The following is a 16830-nucleotide window of genomic DNA, read 5'->3' as shown; positions in this document are numbered from 1 at the left end:
AAGCGCTCGCTTGGTTAATTTTGAAACTTGGCTAGGCTAACGATGGCGCGGGCCGCCCCTGGTCCGATATAGATCGAATGTCGTTCTAGCGCGAAAGATGAGGCGGGCCGATGACGCAGCGGACGCAGTGGACGGAGCCTGGAGCGTTCCAGGTGGCACCGGGCGTGCACCGCATCCCCCTGCCCTTGCCGAGCGACGGCCTCCGCGCCGTCAACGTCTACGCGGTCGCGGGCGAGGACGGGCTGGTCCTGATCGACGGCGGCTGGGCCCTCGAGGAGTCCCGGCGGCAGCTCGAAACGGCGCTGAAGGAGATCGGGTACGGCCTCGGGGACATCACGCGGTTCCTCGTCACCCACGTCCACCGCGACCACTACACGCAGGCGGTGGCCGTCCGCCGGGAGTTCGGGACGCGGGTCAGCCTCGGCATCGGCGAACGCCCGACCCTGGAGCTCCTCACGGGGCCGCTCCGGCGCGAGGACTCCCCGCAGCTCGCGCAACTCCTTGTGTGCGGAGCGCGCCCGCTCGTCGAGCGCCTGAAGGCCGCCTGGCGGGAGGGCGGCCACGACGTCCTCGAGTGGGAGATGCCGGACGACTGGATCGACGGCCGTACGGAGCTGCCGCTGGGCGGCCGGGACCTCCTCGCCGTCCCCACGCCGGGCCACACCCGGGGGCATCTCGTCTTCGCCGACCTCGACGACGGGCTGATGTTCGCCGGCGACCACGTCCTGCCCCACATCACGCCGTCCATCGGTTTCGAGAGCGTTCCGGGCGCGTCCCCCCTCGGCGCGTACCTGGACTCCCTCCGGATCGTCCGGGAACTCCCCGACCTGCGGCTGCTCCCCGCCCACGGCCCCGTCACCGACAGCGTGCACGCCCGCGTCGACGCCCTCCTGGCCCACCACGCCGACCGCCTCGACGCCTGCGCGGCGGCCGTCACCGCGGGTTCGGGCACGGCGTACGAGACGGCCCGCGCCCTGACCTGGACCCGGCGAGAACGCCACTTCGACGACCTCGACATGTTCAACCAGATGCTGGCCACCACCGAGACCCAGGCGCACCTGCTGGTGCTCGTCACCCAAGGCCGGCTGCGCAGCCACCCGAACGGCGACGGCGCCGTGGTCTACGAAGCGTAGGACCGCGCCGTCACGGCCGGCGAGGCGCACGGACGCACCGTGACAGCCGCCGAGACGCAAGCGGCGGCCTCATGGCCGGTGAACCCGTGGCCCACCCACGCGACGCCGACCGGCGCCTACTCGGTATACGCGGCGGCCCGGTGAACTCGCGACCCGCTCGCGCGACGCCGACGAGGCCGACGAGGCGCGGGCGTGGGCGGTGCGGCATGAGCGGCGCGACGCGGACGCGGTGCGGTGCGACGCGAGCGTGAGCGGACGTAAGCGGTGCACGTAAGCGGTGCGACGCGGGCGTAGGCGGCGTGACGCGGGAGGTGCGATGCGGGCACGGTGCGGTGCGACGCGGTGCGGTGCGGTGCGGTGCGACCCGGTGCGGGCGGCGCGGTGTGAGGCGGCGGCCCGCGAACTCGTGACCCGCTCGCGCGACGGCGACGAGGCAGACACGGCGCGGCCTCGGCGCGACGCGGACGGTGCGACGCGGACGCCGCGACCCGGTGTGAGCGGCGCTGTGCGAGCGGCGCTGTGCGAGCGGCGCTGTGCGAGCGGCGCTGTGCGAGCGGCGCTGTGCGAGCGGCGCTGTGCGAGCGGCGCTGTGCGAGCGGCGCTGTGCGAGCGGCGCTGTGCGAGCGGCGCTGTGCGAGCGGCGCTGTGCGAGCGGCGCTGTGCGAGCGGCGCTGTGCGAGCGGCGCTGTGCGAGCGGCGCTGTGCGAGCGGCGCTGTGCGAGCGGCGCTGTGCGAGCGGCGCTGTGCGAGCGGCGCTCGCGGCTCGCTCAGGCAGGCGCAGGCTACGCGGTGTAGGCGGCGCTCGCCTGCTCGCGCAGGGAGCGGACGGCCTCGGCGGGGTCGTCGGCGGAGTAGACCGCCGAGCCCGCCACGAAGACGTCCGCGCCCGCCTCGGCGCAGCGCTCGATCGTCTCGGCGTTGACGCCGCCGTCGACCTGCAGCCAGACGTCCAGCTTCCGGCCCTTGATCAGCTCCCGGGCACGCCGCACCTTGGGCAGCACCACGTCGAGGAAAGACTGGCCGCCGAAGCCCGGCTCGACCGTCATCACGAGCATCATGTCGATCTCGGGCAGCAGGTCGGCGTACTGCTCGACGGCGGTGCCCGGGTTCAGCGCCAGCCCGGCACGCGCTCCCACCGAACGGATCGCCCGCAGCGTACGGATCGGGGCGCTCGCGGCCTCCGCGTGGATGGTCACGCTGGACGCGCCCGCCTCGGCGTAGCCGGGGGCCCACCGGTCCGGGTCCTCGATCATCAGGTGGCAGTCCAGCGGCAGCGGCGTGACCTTGAGCAGCGACTCGACCACCGGCAGCCCGATGGTGAGGTTGGGCACGAAGTGGTTGTCCATCACGTCGACGTGGATCCAGTCGGCGCTTGCGACGGCCGTCACCTCGTCGGCGAGGCGGGCGAAGTCGGCGGACAGGATGCTGGGAGCGATTTGCACGGCCATGATGCGCTCAAGTGTAGAGAGCCGCCGAGCGTCATCTGCGCACATGGGAGTCAAGCGTCATCTGCGCACATGGGAGGATCACAGGCGCCCGTCCACGGATGGCCCGTGCTCCGGAGCCGGAGGTGATCAGCGTGACCGATGCCCGGCGCGGCCATGCCGACGTCACCTGGGTCGACATCCCCCGGCGCAAGACCTGGTGGGCGGTCGGCATCGGATGGGGCCTGCTGCAGCCGGTCATCCTCGCGCTGTGCCTCTTCTGGGGCGGAGTCGCGGGCGTATCCGTGACCTGGACGCTGCTGCCTCACCTCCTGGGCATCCGGCACAGCGTCGGTGGCCTGCCCGTCGGGTTCATCATTGGACTCGCCGTCGGCCTCACCGTCATCCACAACGCTCGCATGTGGGTCCAGCGAGCGCGACTGCGCCGACTGCGAAAGCGCGGGAGCAGGGCGACGGCACGCGTGGCCGCCGTGGACCGGCGGTACCGCTATAACCCCAAGGGACCAGGCAGCACGTCCTACATCGTGCGCCTGGAGTGGATCGATCCCGAAACCGGGGCCGGGCACCGGTTCCGGCGCTGGTATCGCTTCATGGGGAAGGGATCCTCGGAGTTCGAGAAGGCCTGTTCCACCGGCGCCGAGGTCACCGTCCGATATCCGCCGGGCCGGGCGTCCCGGGCCGTCGTCGACCTCCCGTTCGCACCTGTCATGGCCGACCTGCTGGCCTGACGATCGCCCCGATTCGCGGGTGCCCGCCGCGTCGTCCTCGGCGCCCGGCGGTGTCAGCCGTGTGCCGTGCCGTCTTCGGCGCCCGACCGTGTCAGCCGTGTGCCGCGCCGTCCTCGACCCCCGACCGTGTCAGCCGTGTGCCGCGCCGTCCTCGACCCCCGACCGTGTCAGCCGTGTGCCGCGCCGTCCTCGACCCCCGACCGTGTCAGCCGTGTGCCGCGCCGTCCTCGACCCCCGACCGTGTCAGCCGTGTGCCGCGCCGTCCTCGACCCCCGACCGTGTCAGCCGTGTGCCGCGCCGTCCTCGACCCCCGACCGTGTCAGCCGTGTGCCGCGCCGTCCTCGACCCCCGACCGTGTCAGCCGTGTGCCGCGCCGTCCTCGACCCCCGACCGTGTCAGCCGTGTGCCGCGCCGTCCTCGACCCCCGACCGTGTCAGCCGTGTGCCGCGCCGTCCTCGGTGCCCGGCCGTGTCCGCCGTCAGCGCCGTCGGTCGACGCGGTCGACGTCCACGGCGGCCGCGGCGGACTTCAGCGCCTGGACGGTGACCGCGACCGAGGGGCGGCGTACGCTCGCCGTGCGCACGACCGCGTAGACGTAGCGGGTCATCGCCCGGGGCAGCCGGCGTACGGCGATCCCCGAAACGTCGGTGGTGAGGGCGAGACTGGGGATGGCGGCGATGCCGACGCCCCGGGCCACCAGGCCGAGGATCGTGCCGAGCCCCTCGAACTCCCACGGCACCGACGGGGCGCCGCCGACGTCGGCCAGGAGCCGGTCGAACGCCTGCCGTGACGGCTCACCGGGCGGGGCCGCCATCCAGGGCTCCTCGCGAAGCCGCCGCAGATCGAGCGAGACGGCCGGGTCGGCCGCCCAGTGGTCGGCGGGCACGACGAGGACGAGCGGGTCGTGCATCAGCAGCGAGAAGCGCAGGCTGCCGCCCCCGCGGGTGGGGAGCCGGCCCGTCCAGTCGTCGATCAGCGCGACGTCGACCTCGCCGGACCGCACCTGGGGCAGCCCGTCCCCGGAGCTCTGGCGGAGCTGGAACGTCAGGCCCGAGTGGCGGCGCAGGCTGTGCGCGAGGGCGGGGGCGAACGCGATCGCCGCCGTGGGGAAGGCGGTCAGGACCACGTGCCCGGACGGCTCCGGCTCGGCCATGTCCGCCTCGGCGAACTCGATCATCCGGAGGATGCGCTCGGCGTGGCCGGCGAGCCGGCGTCCGGCATCGGTCAGTTCGGCGCTGCGGGCGGTGCGGTCGAGGAGCGCCGTGCCGATCTCGCGCTCGAGCACGGCGAGTTGCTGGGAGACCGCCGACGGGGTGTAGCCCAGGGCCTTCGCCGTCGCGGCGATGCTGCCGCGCTCGGCGAACTCACGCAGCAGCCGGAGCCGCCGGACGTCAAGCATAAGCTCATCTTATGCATAGCAGCGGAAAGCCTCGCTTGTGATGATGCACCGCGAGACTCGACGATTGAGGAGTACGGCGCGCCGCGAACAACACCTCACACAAACGCCCCGCATCCATCAGGAGCGAAGATGCCAGTCGCAGTATCCGCGACTCTTGCCGCCAACGAGGCGCTCGAAGACAGACGACGGGCCGGCCTGCCGGTGCTGCCCCTCGCATTCGGCGAGGCCGGCCTGAACGTCCACCCGTCGCTCGAACGCGAGCTCGCCGCCGCCGCGGGCCGTGGCGCGTACGGCCCTGTCGCGGGCAGTGCCGCCCTGCGCGGCGCGGCCGCGGGCTACTGGCGCCGTCGCGGGCTGCGCGCGGACCCCGACCTGGTGGTCGCCGGCCCCGGCAGCAAACCGCTCCTGTACGCCCTGCTGCTCGCGATCGGCGGCAGCGTCGTCGTCCCGCGCCCCAGCTGGGTCAGCTACGCCGCGCAGACACGCCTGATGGGCACCGAACCGATCTTCGTCGCGACCCGGCCCGGCGAGGGCGGGGTGCCCGACCCCGACGCCCTGCCGGAGGTCGTGGCGCGCGCCCGCGCCGCCGGGCAGCCCGTCCGCAGCGTCGTCGTCACCATCCCCGACAACCCGACGGGCACCCTGGCCCGTCCCGAGACCGTACGCCGGCTCTGCGAGGCCGCCCGCGCGCTGGACCTGATCATCATCGCCGACGAGATCTACCGCGACCTCGTCTTCGACCAGGGGGCCGGGTTCCCGTCCCCGGCGCGGGTCGCGCCGGAGCGGACGGTGATCACCACGGCGCTGAGCAAGAGCCTCGCGCTCGGCGGCTGGCGCATCGGCGTGGCGCTGCTGCCGGAGGAGCTCAGTGGCCTGCGGGACCGGCTCGCCGCCGTCGCGAGCGAGATCTGGTCGAGCGCCTCCGGCCCCGTTCAGGAGGCGGCCGCCTACGCCTTCCGCGAGCCGGCGGAGATCGTCGACCGGATCGCGGCGAGCCGGCGGCTGCACGCCACGGTGGCGACCGCGGTGGCTGAGCGGTTCGCCGACGCCGGGGCGCGCGTGGCGATGCCGCAGGGCGGCTTCTACTGCTATCCGAGCCTCGACGAACCGGCGTTCGCGGATCTCGGCGACCGGTTCGGCGTCAAGACGGACACGGACCTGGCGGAGTTCCTCCTCGACGAGTACGGCGTCGGCGTCCTGCCGGGAAGCGCGTTCGGCGACCATCCTGAGGCGCTGCGCCTCCGCGTCGCGACCAGCCTGCTGTACGGCGAGACCCACGAGGAGCGCGAGGCCGCGCTCCTCACCCCGGACCCGCTCACGCTGCCCTGGATCGCGGACGCGTTGGAGCGTGCCACCGAGGTGCTCACGGACCTGTCCTCAAGCGTCCGCGAGCCGGTCCCGATCTCCGCCTGACGTCGCGCGCCCGGGCCGACGCCCCCAGGCGGGCGCGGCCCGGGCCGGGTGACCCACGGCGCTCAAACCCGCCTCTGGGTCAGGCGCGGCGGCGGAGCAGGGCGAGGAACATCGCGTCGGTGCCGTGCCGGTGCGGCCAGAACTGCGCGTACGGGCCGTCGCCCAGGTCCGGCACCTCCGTGAGGTGGGCGGGGGCGTCCAGGCGTTCGACGTCGTCGCGGTCGCGTAGCACGTCGTCGACGACGACCCTGGTCTCGGCCAGGTGCGGTGAGCAGGTGACGTACGCGACGACGCCGCCGGGGCGTACCGACTCCAGCGCAGAGGTGAGCAGCCGCCGTTGCAGCGGGCCGAGCTCGGCGACCGCCTGCGGGCCGCGCCGCCAGCGCGCCTCCGGGCGGCGGCGCAGCGCTCCCAGGCCGGTGCACGGAGCGTCGACGAGCACGCGGTCGAACGAGCCCGGTCGCCAGGCGGGCCGGGTGCCGTCCACCACGGCGGTGGCGCCCGCCGCGTCGACGCTGCCCGCGACGAGGCGGGCGCGGTGCGGCTGGACGTCGCAGGCGAGCAGGTGCGCGCCGCGCTCGCCCGCCAGGCCCGACAGCAGGCCGGCCTTGCCGCCCGGGCCCGCGCACAGGTCGAGCCAGCGGCGGTCGGGGCCGTCGAGCTCGGCGCGGACGAGGGCGAGGGCGACGAGCTGGCTGGCCTCGTCCTGGACCGCCGCGCGGCCCTCGGCGACCGCGGGGATCGCGCCGGGGTCGCCTTCGGCCAGGTAGGCGGCGTACGGGGAGTACGCGGCGGGCTCGCCGCCGAGCTCCTCGACGGTCGCGCGGCCGGGCCGGGCGACCAGCGTGACCCGGGGCCGGTCGTTGTCGGCGGCGAGGAGCGCCTCGATCTCGGCCGGCCCGACGGCGTCGCGCAGCGCGTTCACGATCCAGCGCGGATGGCTGTGCACGACCGCGAGGCGGGCCGTCTCGTTCTCGGGCGCCACGATGGCCAGCCAGGCGTCCAGGTCGCGGGCGGCGACCTTGCGCATCACCGCGTTCGCGAACTTCGCCTGGCCGGGGCCGGCCACCGACCGGGCCAGGTCGACGGTCGTGCCGACGGCGGCGTGCGCCGGGATGCGGGTGCGCAGCAGCTGGTGGGCGCCGAGCCGCAGGACGTTGAGCAGCGGTTGATCGATCTTGGCCACCGGGCGGTCGCTGCACACGTCGAGGATGGCGTCGTACGTGCCGCGCCCGCGCAGGGTGCCGTAGGTCAGCTCGGTCGCCAGCGCCGCGTCGCGGCCGGTCAGGCCGCGCTCGCGCAGCAGGGACGGCAGCAGCAGGTTGGCGTACGCGTCGCGGTCGTCGACCGCCTGGACGACGTCGAACGCGGTGCGGCGCACGGGGTCGCGCGGACGGCGTGGACGCTGCGCGGGACGACGGCTCGCCCCCGGTGCGGGGGTGCGGTGGGAATGCCGGGGAGGCATCAGATCAGCTCGTCCTCGTCGGTCGGGTGCACGCCGCGCGCCCAGTCCGCCGCGTCCATGCGCTGCTTGCCCTGCGGCTGGACCTGCCCGAGCAGCACCGGATGGGTGCCGGTTCCGGCGAAGACCTCGTGCTTTGAAGCGCGCAGCCGGCCCGGGGCGAGCGGCTCGGCGTCCGGTGCGGGCCGGACCGGGCCCAGCTTCAGTCGCTCGCCGTGGAACGTCGTCCAGGCCCCCGGCGCCGGCGTGCAGGCGCGGATCCGCCGGTCGACGTGCAGGGCGGCGCTGCTCCAGTCGACGCGGGCGTCGTCCGGGGTGAGCTTCGCGGCGTACGAGACGCCGTCGGCGGGCTGCGGGCGGGGCTCTAGCTTGCCGTCCTCGATGCCGTCCATCGTCGCGACGAGCAGGTGCGCGCCGGTCAGCGCCAGGCGGCCGAGCAGGTCGCCGCTGGTGTCCTCGGGCAGGATCGGCTCGGTGACGACGCCGTACACCGGCCCCGTGTCGAGGTCCACCTCGATCTGGAACGTCGCCGCGCCCGTGATGTCGTCGCCGTGCAGCACGGCGTGCTGCACGGGCGCCGCACCGCGCCAGGCGGGCAGCAGCGAGAAGTGAAGATTGACCCAGCCGTGCCGCGGGATGTCCAGCGCCGAACGCGGGATGAGCGCGCCGTACGCGACGACCGGGCAGCAGTCCGGCGCGATCTCACGCAGCCGGTCGAGGAACTCCGGCTCCTTCACCTTCGCGGGCTTGAGCACCTCGACGCCCGCCTCGGCCGCCTTCTGGGCGACAGGGCTCGGCGTCAGCCGGCGCCCGCGCCCGGCGGGCGCGTCGGGCCGGGTGACGACGGCGACGACCTCGTGCCGGGACTCCAGCAGCGCCGCCAGGGCGGGCACCGCGGTCTCCGGCGTTCCGGCGAATACCAGGCGCACTAGCGGTCTCCGTCCGCGCTCACAGAGCCTTGCCGAACGTGCTGTGCGGCGACTCCTTGACGATGGGCTTCGGCTCACCGAACCACTCGGCCTCGCGGATCGCCTTCATCGCGGCCTTGCGCTGCTCCTGGTCGAGCCGGTCGATGAAGATGATGCCGTCCAGGTGGTCGGTCTCGTGCTGGACGCAACGGGCCAGCAGGTCGGTGCCCTCCAGCACGATCGGCTCGCCGTACATGTTGAAGCCCTTGGCGACCACGCCGATGGCGCGTTTCGTCGGGAAGACCAGGCCGGGCAGCGACAGGCAGCCCTCGTCGCCCTCCTCCTGATCATCCGACAGGTCGAGGGTGGGGTTGACGACGTGGCCGAGCTGGTCGTCGACGTAGTACGTGAAGACCCGCAGGCCCACCCCGAGCTGGGGCGCGGCCAGCCCGACGCCCGGGGCCTCGAGCATCGTGTCGGACAGGTCCTTGACGAGCGTCCGGAGCTCCTTGTCGAAGTCCTTGACCGGATCCGCCGGGGTCCGCAGGACCGGGTCACCGAAGAGGCGGATGGGCTTGACTGCCACGTACGGCTCCGTTTCGACGTTCTGGGGCTTGAACACCTCAGTCTACGGACGTCCGGACACCGGAAGCGCTCAGATCAGCTCCAGCGGATCGATCTGGACCCGTACGACCTCGGCCGCCCTGCGGCACTCCGTGCGACCCGGACAGTCAGATCAGCTCCAGCGGATCGACCTGAACCCGGACGACGTCGGCGGCCTTGCGCGCGCTGCGCGCGGCCTGGGCCGCTTTGAGGCATCGCGCCAGGGCCACGCCCCGGGCGCGGTCGACCCGGACGAGCGCGCGTTCCTGGCCGTCGCCGACCTCGACCGGCCCCAGCACCTCCGCGTCGGGCGGGAGCCCGGCCGCCTCCACCAGCTCGCGGATGGCCTGCGGGCTCCCGGTCAGGGACGCCATGCGCACGGCGGGCGGGAAGCCGAGCTCGCGGCGTTCGGCGAGCTCGCGTTCGGCGAACGTCACCGGGTCCCAGCGGATCAGCGCCTGCACGGGTGTGAGGGCGCCGTCGGCGAGCACGATGACGGGGCCGCCGGAGCGTACGAGGGCGGCGGCGTCGGTCCAGCGGCGCATCGCCTCCTCCCCCGCCCGCAGGTCGGCGCGGCCGAGCAGCACCCAGCCGTCGAGCAGCAGCGCCGCGGCGTAGCCGTCGGCGGGCACCGGCTCGGCGCCCGGAGTGGCGACGACGAGCGCCGGCTCGGGGCCCACCGAGTCCAGCACGCCGTCCCGCCCCGAGGTGCGGACCGGCACGCCCGGGAAGGCCCGGCCGAGCTCTTCGGCGGTGCGCCGCGCCCCGACCACCACTGCCCGGACGTGCGGGCTCGAGCACTCCGGGCAGCGCCACATCCCGGCGATCCGCCCGCACCACCGGCAGTACGGCGCCGCGTGCCCCGAGGTCAGGGCGAGCGGCCCCTCGCACTCCGGGCAGCGCGCCGGGCCACGGCAGCGGGCGCAGGCCAGGGCGGGCACGTAGCCGCGTCGTGGCACCTGGACGAGCACCGGACCCGTCTCGAGGCCCTGCCGGGCCGCCCGGAACGCCAGGTGCGGCAGTCGCGCCGTGCGGGCCGCCTCGTCCCGGGCGAGCTCGGCGTCGTCACCGGCGGGCCGGACGTACGGCATCGACCGGCGCAGCCGGTCCCGGTCCGGGACGAGGGCGTGCGCCCAGCCGGTCTCGACGAGCTGGGTGGCGTCCGTCGTACGCGTGAACCCGCCGATGAGGGCACCGGCGCCGGCCCGGTGGGCGCGCAGCGCGAGGACCTCGCGGGCGTGCGGGTACGGGGCGTGCGGCTCGGCGTGGACGTCGTCCCCGTCGTCCCACAGCACCACGAGCCCCAGGTCGCGCACTGGCGCGAACATCGCGGCGCGCGTGCCCACGACGACCTTCACCTCACCGCGCAGAACGGTGAGCCAGCGGCGGTAGCGCTCGGCCGGACCGAGCTCGGCGGTGAGCGCGACGTGCCCCTCCACGCCCTCCTCCGCCCGCAGGGCCGCGTCGACCCGCGCCACCTCCCGGCCGTCGGCGACCACGATCAGGACCCCCTGCCCGCCGTCGAGCGTGGCACGGGCGGCACGGGCGACGAAGGCGGTCCAGTCCGTTCCGGGGAGGGCGGTCCAGACGGCATGGGGAGCACGCCCCGCCGTCAGCGCCGCGAGAAAGGACGGACCCGCCCGATAGGCCTCCCACGGCCCCGGGTCGAGGGGCGCGGCCGTCCTCTGACCGGCCCCACCACTCGCCGTCCCGCTCCGCCGCTCGGACGCCGCCTGAACGGCGGCGTCGCTCTCCGACCCGGAGGACGCCCGCTCGACCGGGTCGCTCTCCGCCTCCGACGCGGCCCGACCGGCCGATCCGCTCTCCGTTCCAGGCGTCTCCCGCTCCGCACGTGGCCCGGGGTCCTCCGCCTCCCGCCCCACGTCGGCACGCGATCCGACGCCGCGCGCCTGCTGTCCCTCCTCAGCGCGCGGCTCGCCGCCGCCCGCCTCCGCTTCGACCGCGTCTCCGACGGCGTCCGCGCCGCGGCCCGAGCCGCCGCTCCGGCCCACGGCATCCGCACCGTCGCCCGCCGTCCCGCTTTCCCCCTCGGGCACCGCCCCACCCGCGGTACCAGGCGCCACCAGACCCGCACCGCCACCCGCCAACCGGCCTTCCCCCTCGGGCACCGCCCGACCCGCGCCGCCCGCCACTTGATCGACCCGCTCGCTCAGTGTCGCGGCGCTTTCCCGACCGGTCCGGTCGCCCTCCGTCCCGGACGCATCCCCTTCGGCGTCCGCGCCCTGGCCCGTGCCGCCGCTCCCGCCTCCGGCATCCGCGCCCACGCCCAGAGCGCCGGCATCGCCACCGGCGCCTCCGTCCATGGCACCGGCCTGATCGTCGGCCGCGCCCCTCGCCGGCTCCGTGCCCCGCTCCGCGCCGCCGGTCTCGGGACCGGCCACCTCCCGCTCCGGGTCCGCGCTCCGTCCAGCACTGCTCACCTCAGCCTCGGCAGTGCCCCCCTCGGCGCCGCCGGCCTCCTCCCCCGCCGGAGCAGTGCCCTGCCCGGCATCGTCGGCCTCCGTGGCGGCCGCCTTCCGGGCCCCTCCCGGGATCCGGACGGTGGCCTCCGCCACAGCGGGCCTCCGCTCGGCTTCGACACGGGCGTGCCGGGGCGGGACGGCGAGGCGGAGGACGTCGGCGAGGGTGCCGGCGTAGCGGTCGGCCACCTCGCGGGCGAGCGCGGCGATCTCCGGGGTCAGCACCGGTTCAGGTGAGATGACGCGATCGACGAAGGACAGCCGCCCGTCGTGGTCGCTCTCCTCGACGCGTTCGAGCAGGAAGCCGTCGACCAGCTGACCGGCGAACCGCACCCGTACCCGGCAGCCCGGCACGGCCTTCTCGTCCAGGTCGGACGGGACCAGGTAGTCGAACGGCCGGTCCAGGTGGGGCAGGGACATGTCGACGGCGACCCTCGCGACCTTCAGCGTCTCCGCGGGCCGCCGCGCGCCCTTCCGCGACGCCTTCTTGCGTCCGGCGCGCGGGGCCGCCTCGGAGACGACGGCCGTCACGTCGTCCATCCCGGGGATCTGGGGAGTGGTCCCGGGCCCCCCGCCGTCGTTCGCCACTCCCCCGTCCTACCAGATCGCATGGACACCGACGCCGCCGCGGACCGGCGGGAACCCGTGATCCGGCCGGCTCGTCACACCGATCATGGATTCAGAGCAGACGACCGAGACCGTTGCCGACCGGATCGACTTCGCGGATCTGTGCCGGGACCTCGACGGGATCGTGTGCGACTACCCGTACTGCGATCCCGCCTCCGTCCTGCAGGTCGCCGCGTGGGATCTGCAGACCAGGGTGGAGGACGCCGGGCACTCGGGCCGCGACGATGCGCCCGGTCTCCTGCTCGCCCTGCACGCGGCGTCCTGGTACGCCGTGTCGGGGCGGATCGACGATCCCGAGGTCGTCGGCTCGATGATCGAGGCCGTGGAGCGTGCGGCGGCCGCCTACGAGGCGGGCGCCTGCCCGCACCCCGGAGGCGAGGGCCATCCCGATCTGACGGACGAGAGTGCCGACACGATCGTGTCCCTGATCCTGCCGCTCTACGACGAGGAGGAGTGGAAGGACTACTACGGGACGGACTTCGCCGAGGGCGCGGAGGAACGCGCCGGCTGGTCCTGCCCCGGGTTCCTCCGCGGCATCGCCGCGAGCACGCTGGCGACGCTTCGTGATGGGCGGGACGAGCTGTTCGGTCCCCCGGACATCGACGCCCTGGAGAACGTCTACCGGAGGCCCGACGGCCGGCTCGACATCTCTCGTCTGACCCGCGACGCCGGCGACGCGTACTACGGCGGCTCTCCCGGGCTGACGGAGAAGGCCAGTGTCCTGGCCGCCCACCGGCTGGCCCATGGCGCCCCCGTGGAGGAGCGGCTTCCGCTGTTGCTCACGGTCGGTTTCGCCGTGCGGAACGCCACGTGGGAGGCGGTCCCCGCGACGACGGCCGAGCTCTACCACCGGGCGCTCGAGTCGGTGGATCAGGCCCCGCTCGCCGCACCGTGCCCGCATTCCGACGGACACCCGGAGATCGCCGTGGAGGCCAGGGAATGGCCACGGCTCGCGCGGGCGCTGCACGACCCGGGCGAGGAGAAGGGAATGACGGTGGACGAGGCCGCCGTGCGATGCCCGCGATTCGCCGCCGAACGGGCCGCCGCGCTGCTCCCCGTCACCGGCGAGCACCTCGCACCCGGGGAGGGCTGACCTTCGGTACGCGGCGGCACCCACGCGCCGTAGGTCGCCGCCGGGCTCTTCTCATGGCGTTGGATCGTCCTCCGGCATCGCCACGAGCCGCCGGAGGCTTGATCGGAACCGGCGTCGATGCCGTAGGTTGGCGCGGGTGATCCGTTTCGTGGTCCGCCGAATCCTGACCGGCGGGTTAGTCCTCTGGATCGTCACGACGGGCGTCTTCATCGTCTTCTTCGCCACCTCTCGCGATCCGGCCACCCGCTTCGCCGGCAAGCTGGCCACGCCTCAGACGCTCGCCCTGCTCAGGCACCGGATGGGCCTGGACGATCCGATACCGGTGCAGTACTGGCACTTTCTCACCCGAACGCTCGAGGGCGATTTCGGCTACTCGTACGCCACGCGAACTCCGGTCAACGACCTGATCAAAGACGCCCTTCCCGTCACCGTTTCCCTGGCGGCCGGAGGGTCCGCTCTGTGGCTGCTCGTGGGCCTGGTGTGCGGAGTCGCCAGCGCCAGGCGGGCGCAGACGCTCCTCGACCGCGGGATCGCGGTCGGCGTTCTGCTCGGCATCTCGGTACCCGCGTTCATCGTCGCGATGACGCTGCTCTATCTGTTCACCGCGGCACTGCCGATCTTTCCGCAGAGCGGCTACGTCCCCATCGGACAGAATCCGGTGCGATGGTGCGAACACCTGATCCTGCCCTGGGCGACCTTCGCGATCGCGCAGGCGGCCGTCTACACCCGGTTGACCCGGGGGGCGCTGCTCGACGTGCTCGACGAGGACTACATCCGCACCGCACGCGCCAAGGGCCTGGCCGAACATCGCGTCATCTTCCGGCACGGTCTCCGGGCGGCGCTGACTCCCGTCGTCACGCAGTTCGGCGTCGACGCCGGCATGGTGATGAGCGGCGCGCTGGTCACCGAGTCGGTGTTCGGCCTGCAGGGGCTCGGTCAGCTGACCACGCGATCGATGATCAGTGGTGACCTCCCGGTCATCATGGCCGTCGTGCTGATCGGCGCGTTCTTCACGGTGCTCGCGAACGTCGCCGTCGACATCGTCTACTGCGTCCTCGACCCCCGCGTACAGCTCGGCTGAACCGTCGACGTCACCGAGAGCGAGTCGGCCCTACCAGGCCCGCGGCCGGCGTGGGTCATTTGCCGCGGCGAGCCGAGACCGATCTCGGGGTCGAGTAGCTCCAGGATGGGAACCTCGGCTCCCGGCCGGCCGGTCCGCCGGCGCCCCGGTCACCGCCGGCGAGTGCCGGTGGCCGGGGCCGGTCCGAGCCGTGCGGCGGCGACGCGCTTGGGCACGACCATGCGCCAGGCCTCCTCGACGAGCTCGCGCATCTCGTCCTCGTCGAGGGCGGCCAGGCGGACCTCGACCCAGTTGAAGCGCTGGTCGGAGAGCCGGGGCATGAAGAACTTCTCCGGCTCCGCGGCGATGAGGGCTTCGCGTTCCTCCTTGGGGAACGCGAAGCCCATCTCCGTCTCGTCGCGGGAGAACGCGAGGTAGACGATCTTGCCGACGCGGAACTTGATGCGGTCCCTGATCAGGTGCTCTTCGGTGCGCGGCAACGTCGATGCCACGCGCCGTACGTCCTCGACCGTGACCATCCCCGCCCGTCCCCTCCCCACGGCCGCGTACGGCTCAGCAGTCCGGCGCGGAGCAGGTCAGCTCCATCTCGTCGGGGGCCTCCTCCGTACGGGCCCGGCCCGGCGGTCCCGCCGGGGCGTGATGGCGTTCGAGCCGGGCGGCCACGGCGAGGGCCCGCAGCGAGTGCGACCGCACCAGGTGCTGCCGGGGGCTCGCGGCCCGGGTCCTGCGCTGGGGGATGCTGTTGTTCACAGATGACCTCCAGGGGTTCGCGATGACACACGCTCATCGGAAGGCGGCGTGTATCCCTCGTATCCCCTAGCGCAAGATCATTCGTGAATATTCCAAAACGTGAAAAATTGTTTCGTTGCCTCGCGGCTCTCAGGCCGCCGTGAACGTGATCGGCAGGTGCTCAAGCCCGCGCAGTCCGCCGATCTGCCGGGGCAGTTCTCCGTACGGCACGGCGAGGGCGAGATCGTCGAGTCGCCGCAGCACCGTCCCGATGGCGATCCGTCCCTCCAGCCGGGCCAGCGGCGCACCGAGGCAGTAGTGCATGCCGTGCCCGAACGCCAGGTGGGCGTTGCCAGCTCGTGCGACGTCGAGACGGTCCGCCTCAGGGAATTCCGCCGGGTCGCGGTCGGCGACCGCGGTGGCGATGATGACGGTCGCGCCCCGGGGAACGGCCACTCCGCCGATCTCCAGGTCCTTCGCCGCGACGCGCAGGATGCCCGGGTTCACCGGGCCGTCGTATCGCAGGAACTCCTCGACGGCACCCGGGAGAAGACCCGGATCGTCGCGAAGGAGCTTCAGCTGGCCGGGGTGGGTGAGCAACGCCGCGATGCCGTTGCCGATCAGATTGACCGTGGTGACGTAGCCGGCGACCAGCAACAGGAAGGCCATCGCCACCAGCTCGCCCTCATCGAGCCGCTCGTCCTGGTCCCGGGCGGTGATCAATGCGCCGAGCAGATCGTCGGCGGGGTCCGCCCGCTTGGCCGCCAGGAGCCCTTCCAGATAGGACCACATCTGCCCCCACGCCCGCTCCGTCGCCGCCATGGCCGACCGGTCCGGGCGCGAGGCGAGCAGGACGTTCGTCCACGCCTGGAAGCGATCCCGGTCCGTCAGGGGCACGCCGAGCAACTCACTGATCACTGTGACCGGCAGCGGCAGGGCGAAATCCTCGATCAGGTCCGCCCGCCCGGCCGGGATGACCGCGTCGAGCAGCCGATCCGTGATCTCCTGCACGCGTGGTTCGAGTTCCGCCACCCGGCGGGCCGTGAACGCCGTCGACACGAGACGGCGCAGCCGCGTGTGATCGGGCGGGTCGAGGCGGATCAGGCTGCGCATCGCGGAGCTCCGCTCCGCGGACGGCAACTGCTCCAGGAGCCGAGGGTCCGTGGCACCGCGGAGATCACTGGTCAGGCGAGGATCCGTGAGCGCCTCCCGGGCATCGCCGTAGCGGGTCACCAGCCACGCCTCCAGCCCGCCCACGGTGACGATCCGGCGGACCGGGCCGTCCTCCTGGAGCCGGCGATAGAGCGGGAACGGGTCGGCCACGAAGGCCGGATCCTCATGCGGCAGAACGATCGGCTCACGCATCCGGTACCCCCGAACCGGTCACGACGGCGGCGACGTCCGCCGTCCGGGCCGCGCCTCCGCTCACGCGGCCGTACACACCGCCCGTACGCCCTTGGGTCTGCCCACCGGAAACCGGCCTCAAGCTTCGCGTTCGCGACTGCGACCGGCGCGTCGCCCGGGACGGCCACGGCCGTCTCAGAGACTCAGCTCACGCGGCCGTACGGGACCAGAAGCGCACCGCCCGTACGCCCTTGGACCTGCCCGCCGGAACCAGCGTCAAGCTTCGCGTTCGCGACCACGGGCGCGTCGCCCGGGACCGCCACGGCCGTCTCAGAGACTCAGCTCACGCGGCCGTACGGGACCAGAAGCGCACCGCCCGTACGCC

The 16830-nt window shown here is 73.7% G+C and carries 14 protein-coding genes; 5 read left to right on the top strand and 9 right to left on the bottom strand.

Annotated elements, in window-relative coordinates:
• The first annotated feature begins 110 nt into the window (after window positions 1-110).
• Window positions 111-1133, top strand: coding sequence for an MBL fold metallo-hydrolase (locus ACQP2O_RS15690; RefSeq protein WP_433184827.1), 1023 nt, complete (start codon window positions 111-113; stop codon window positions 1131-1133).
• A gap of 782 nt (window positions 1134-1915) precedes the next feature.
• On the opposite strand, the gene rpe is transcribed toward ACQP2O_RS15690, so the two are convergent.
• On the bottom strand, window positions 1916-2581 hold the full coding sequence (gene rpe, locus ACQP2O_RS15685; protein WP_433184824.1) for a ribulose-phosphate 3-epimerase: 666 nt from the start codon (window positions 2579-2581) through the stop codon (window positions 1916-1918).
• A 131-nt stretch (window positions 2582-2712) separates the two neighbouring features.
• Here rpe and ACQP2O_RS15680 point away from each other — a divergent pair, with 131 nt between their 5' ends.
• Window positions 2713-3306 (top strand): hypothetical protein, encoded by a 594-nt coding sequence (locus ACQP2O_RS15680; RefSeq protein WP_433184821.1) that lies wholly within the window; start codon window positions 2713-2715, stop codon window positions 3304-3306.
• A 478-nt stretch (window positions 3307-3784) separates the two neighbouring features.
• Here ACQP2O_RS15680 and ACQP2O_RS15675 read toward each other — a convergent pair whose 3' ends face one another.
• The gene (locus ACQP2O_RS15675) at window positions 3785-4705 is read right to left on the bottom strand and encodes a LysR family transcriptional regulator (RefSeq protein WP_433184818.1); all 921 of its coding nucleotides are present in this window, start codon (window positions 4703-4705) and stop codon (window positions 3785-3787) included.
• 129 nt (window positions 4706-4834) lie between these two features.
• Between ACQP2O_RS15675 and ACQP2O_RS15670 the strand changes: the two genes are divergently transcribed.
• Window positions 4835-6118, top strand: coding sequence for a pyridoxal phosphate-dependent aminotransferase (locus tag ACQP2O_RS15670; RefSeq protein WP_433184816.1), 1284 nt, complete (start codon window positions 4835-4837; stop codon window positions 6116-6118).
• Between the two features lie 79 nt (window positions 6119-6197).
• Here the strand turns inward: ACQP2O_RS15670 and ACQP2O_RS15665 are convergent, their stop codons facing one another.
• The 4 genes from ACQP2O_RS15665 to ACQP2O_RS15650 all read right to left on the bottom strand — a co-directional run bounded on the left by ACQP2O_RS15665 (window position 6198) and on the right by ACQP2O_RS15650 (window position 12111).
• The gene (locus tag ACQP2O_RS15665) at window positions 6198-7583 is read right to left on the bottom strand and encodes an RsmB/NOP family class I SAM-dependent RNA methyltransferase (protein WP_433184813.1); all 1386 of its coding nucleotides are present in this window, start codon (window positions 7581-7583) and stop codon (window positions 6198-6200) included.
• Window positions 7583-8509, bottom strand: a complete 927-nt coding sequence (fmt, locus tag ACQP2O_RS15660; protein WP_433184810.1) for a methionyl-tRNA formyltransferase — start codon at window positions 8507-8509, stop codon at window positions 7583-7585. Before fmt ends, ACQP2O_RS15665 begins: the two co-directional genes overlap by 1 nt.
• A 19-nt stretch (window positions 8510-8528) precedes the next feature.
• On the bottom strand, window positions 8529-9074 hold the full coding sequence (gene def / locus ACQP2O_RS15655; protein ID WP_433184808.1) for a peptide deformylase: 546 nt from the start codon (window positions 9072-9074) through the stop codon (window positions 8529-8531).
• Window positions 9075-9219: 145 nt separating this feature from the next.
• Window positions 9220-12111 carry a primosomal protein N' gene (locus ACQP2O_RS15650; RefSeq protein WP_433184805.1) on the bottom strand — a complete coding sequence of 964 codons (2892 nt, stop codon included), beginning with the start codon at window positions 12109-12111 and terminating at the stop codon, window positions 9220-9222.
• A gap of 133 nt (window positions 12112-12244) precedes the next feature.
• Here ACQP2O_RS15650 and ACQP2O_RS15645 point away from each other — a divergent pair, with 133 nt between their 5' ends.
• Window positions 12245-13291 carry a hypothetical protein gene (locus ACQP2O_RS15645; RefSeq protein WP_433184802.1) on the top strand — a complete coding sequence of 349 codons (1047 nt, stop codon included), beginning with the start codon at window positions 12245-12247 and terminating at the stop codon, window positions 13289-13291.
• 136 nt (window positions 13292-13427) lie between these two features.
• Entirely contained in the window at window positions 13428-14372 is a 945-nt protein-coding gene (locus tag ACQP2O_RS15640) for an ABC transporter permease (protein WP_433184799.1), read from the top strand.
• 149 nt (window positions 14373-14521) lie between these two features.
• On the opposite strand, the gene ACQP2O_RS15635 is transcribed toward ACQP2O_RS15640, so the two are convergent.
• The 3 genes from ACQP2O_RS15635 to ACQP2O_RS15625 form a co-directional block, all read right to left on the bottom strand.
• On the bottom strand, window positions 14522-14890 hold the full coding sequence (locus ACQP2O_RS15635; protein ID WP_433184796.1) for an MmcQ/YjbR family DNA-binding protein: 369 nt from the start codon (window positions 14888-14890) through the stop codon (window positions 14522-14524).
• 34 nt (window positions 14891-14924) lie between these two features.
• On the bottom strand, window positions 14925-15122 hold the full coding sequence (locus ACQP2O_RS15630) for a hypothetical protein (RefSeq protein WP_433184794.1): 198 nt from the start codon (window positions 15120-15122) through the stop codon (window positions 14925-14927).
• Between the two features lie 129 nt (window positions 15123-15251).
• Entirely contained in the window at window positions 15252-16466 is a 1215-nt protein-coding gene (locus ACQP2O_RS15625; RefSeq protein ID WP_433184791.1) for a cytochrome P450 family protein, read from the bottom strand.
• Window positions 16467-16830 lie beyond the last annotated feature (364 nt).

Source organism: Actinoallomurus sp. CA-150999, from assembly GCF_050942425.1.
Lineage (GTDB): Bacteria > Actinomycetota > Actinomycetes > Streptosporangiales > Streptosporangiaceae > Actinoallomurus.
Note: the sequence above shows the minus strand (reverse complement) of the source record. Positions and strands in the feature narration are given on the sequence as shown.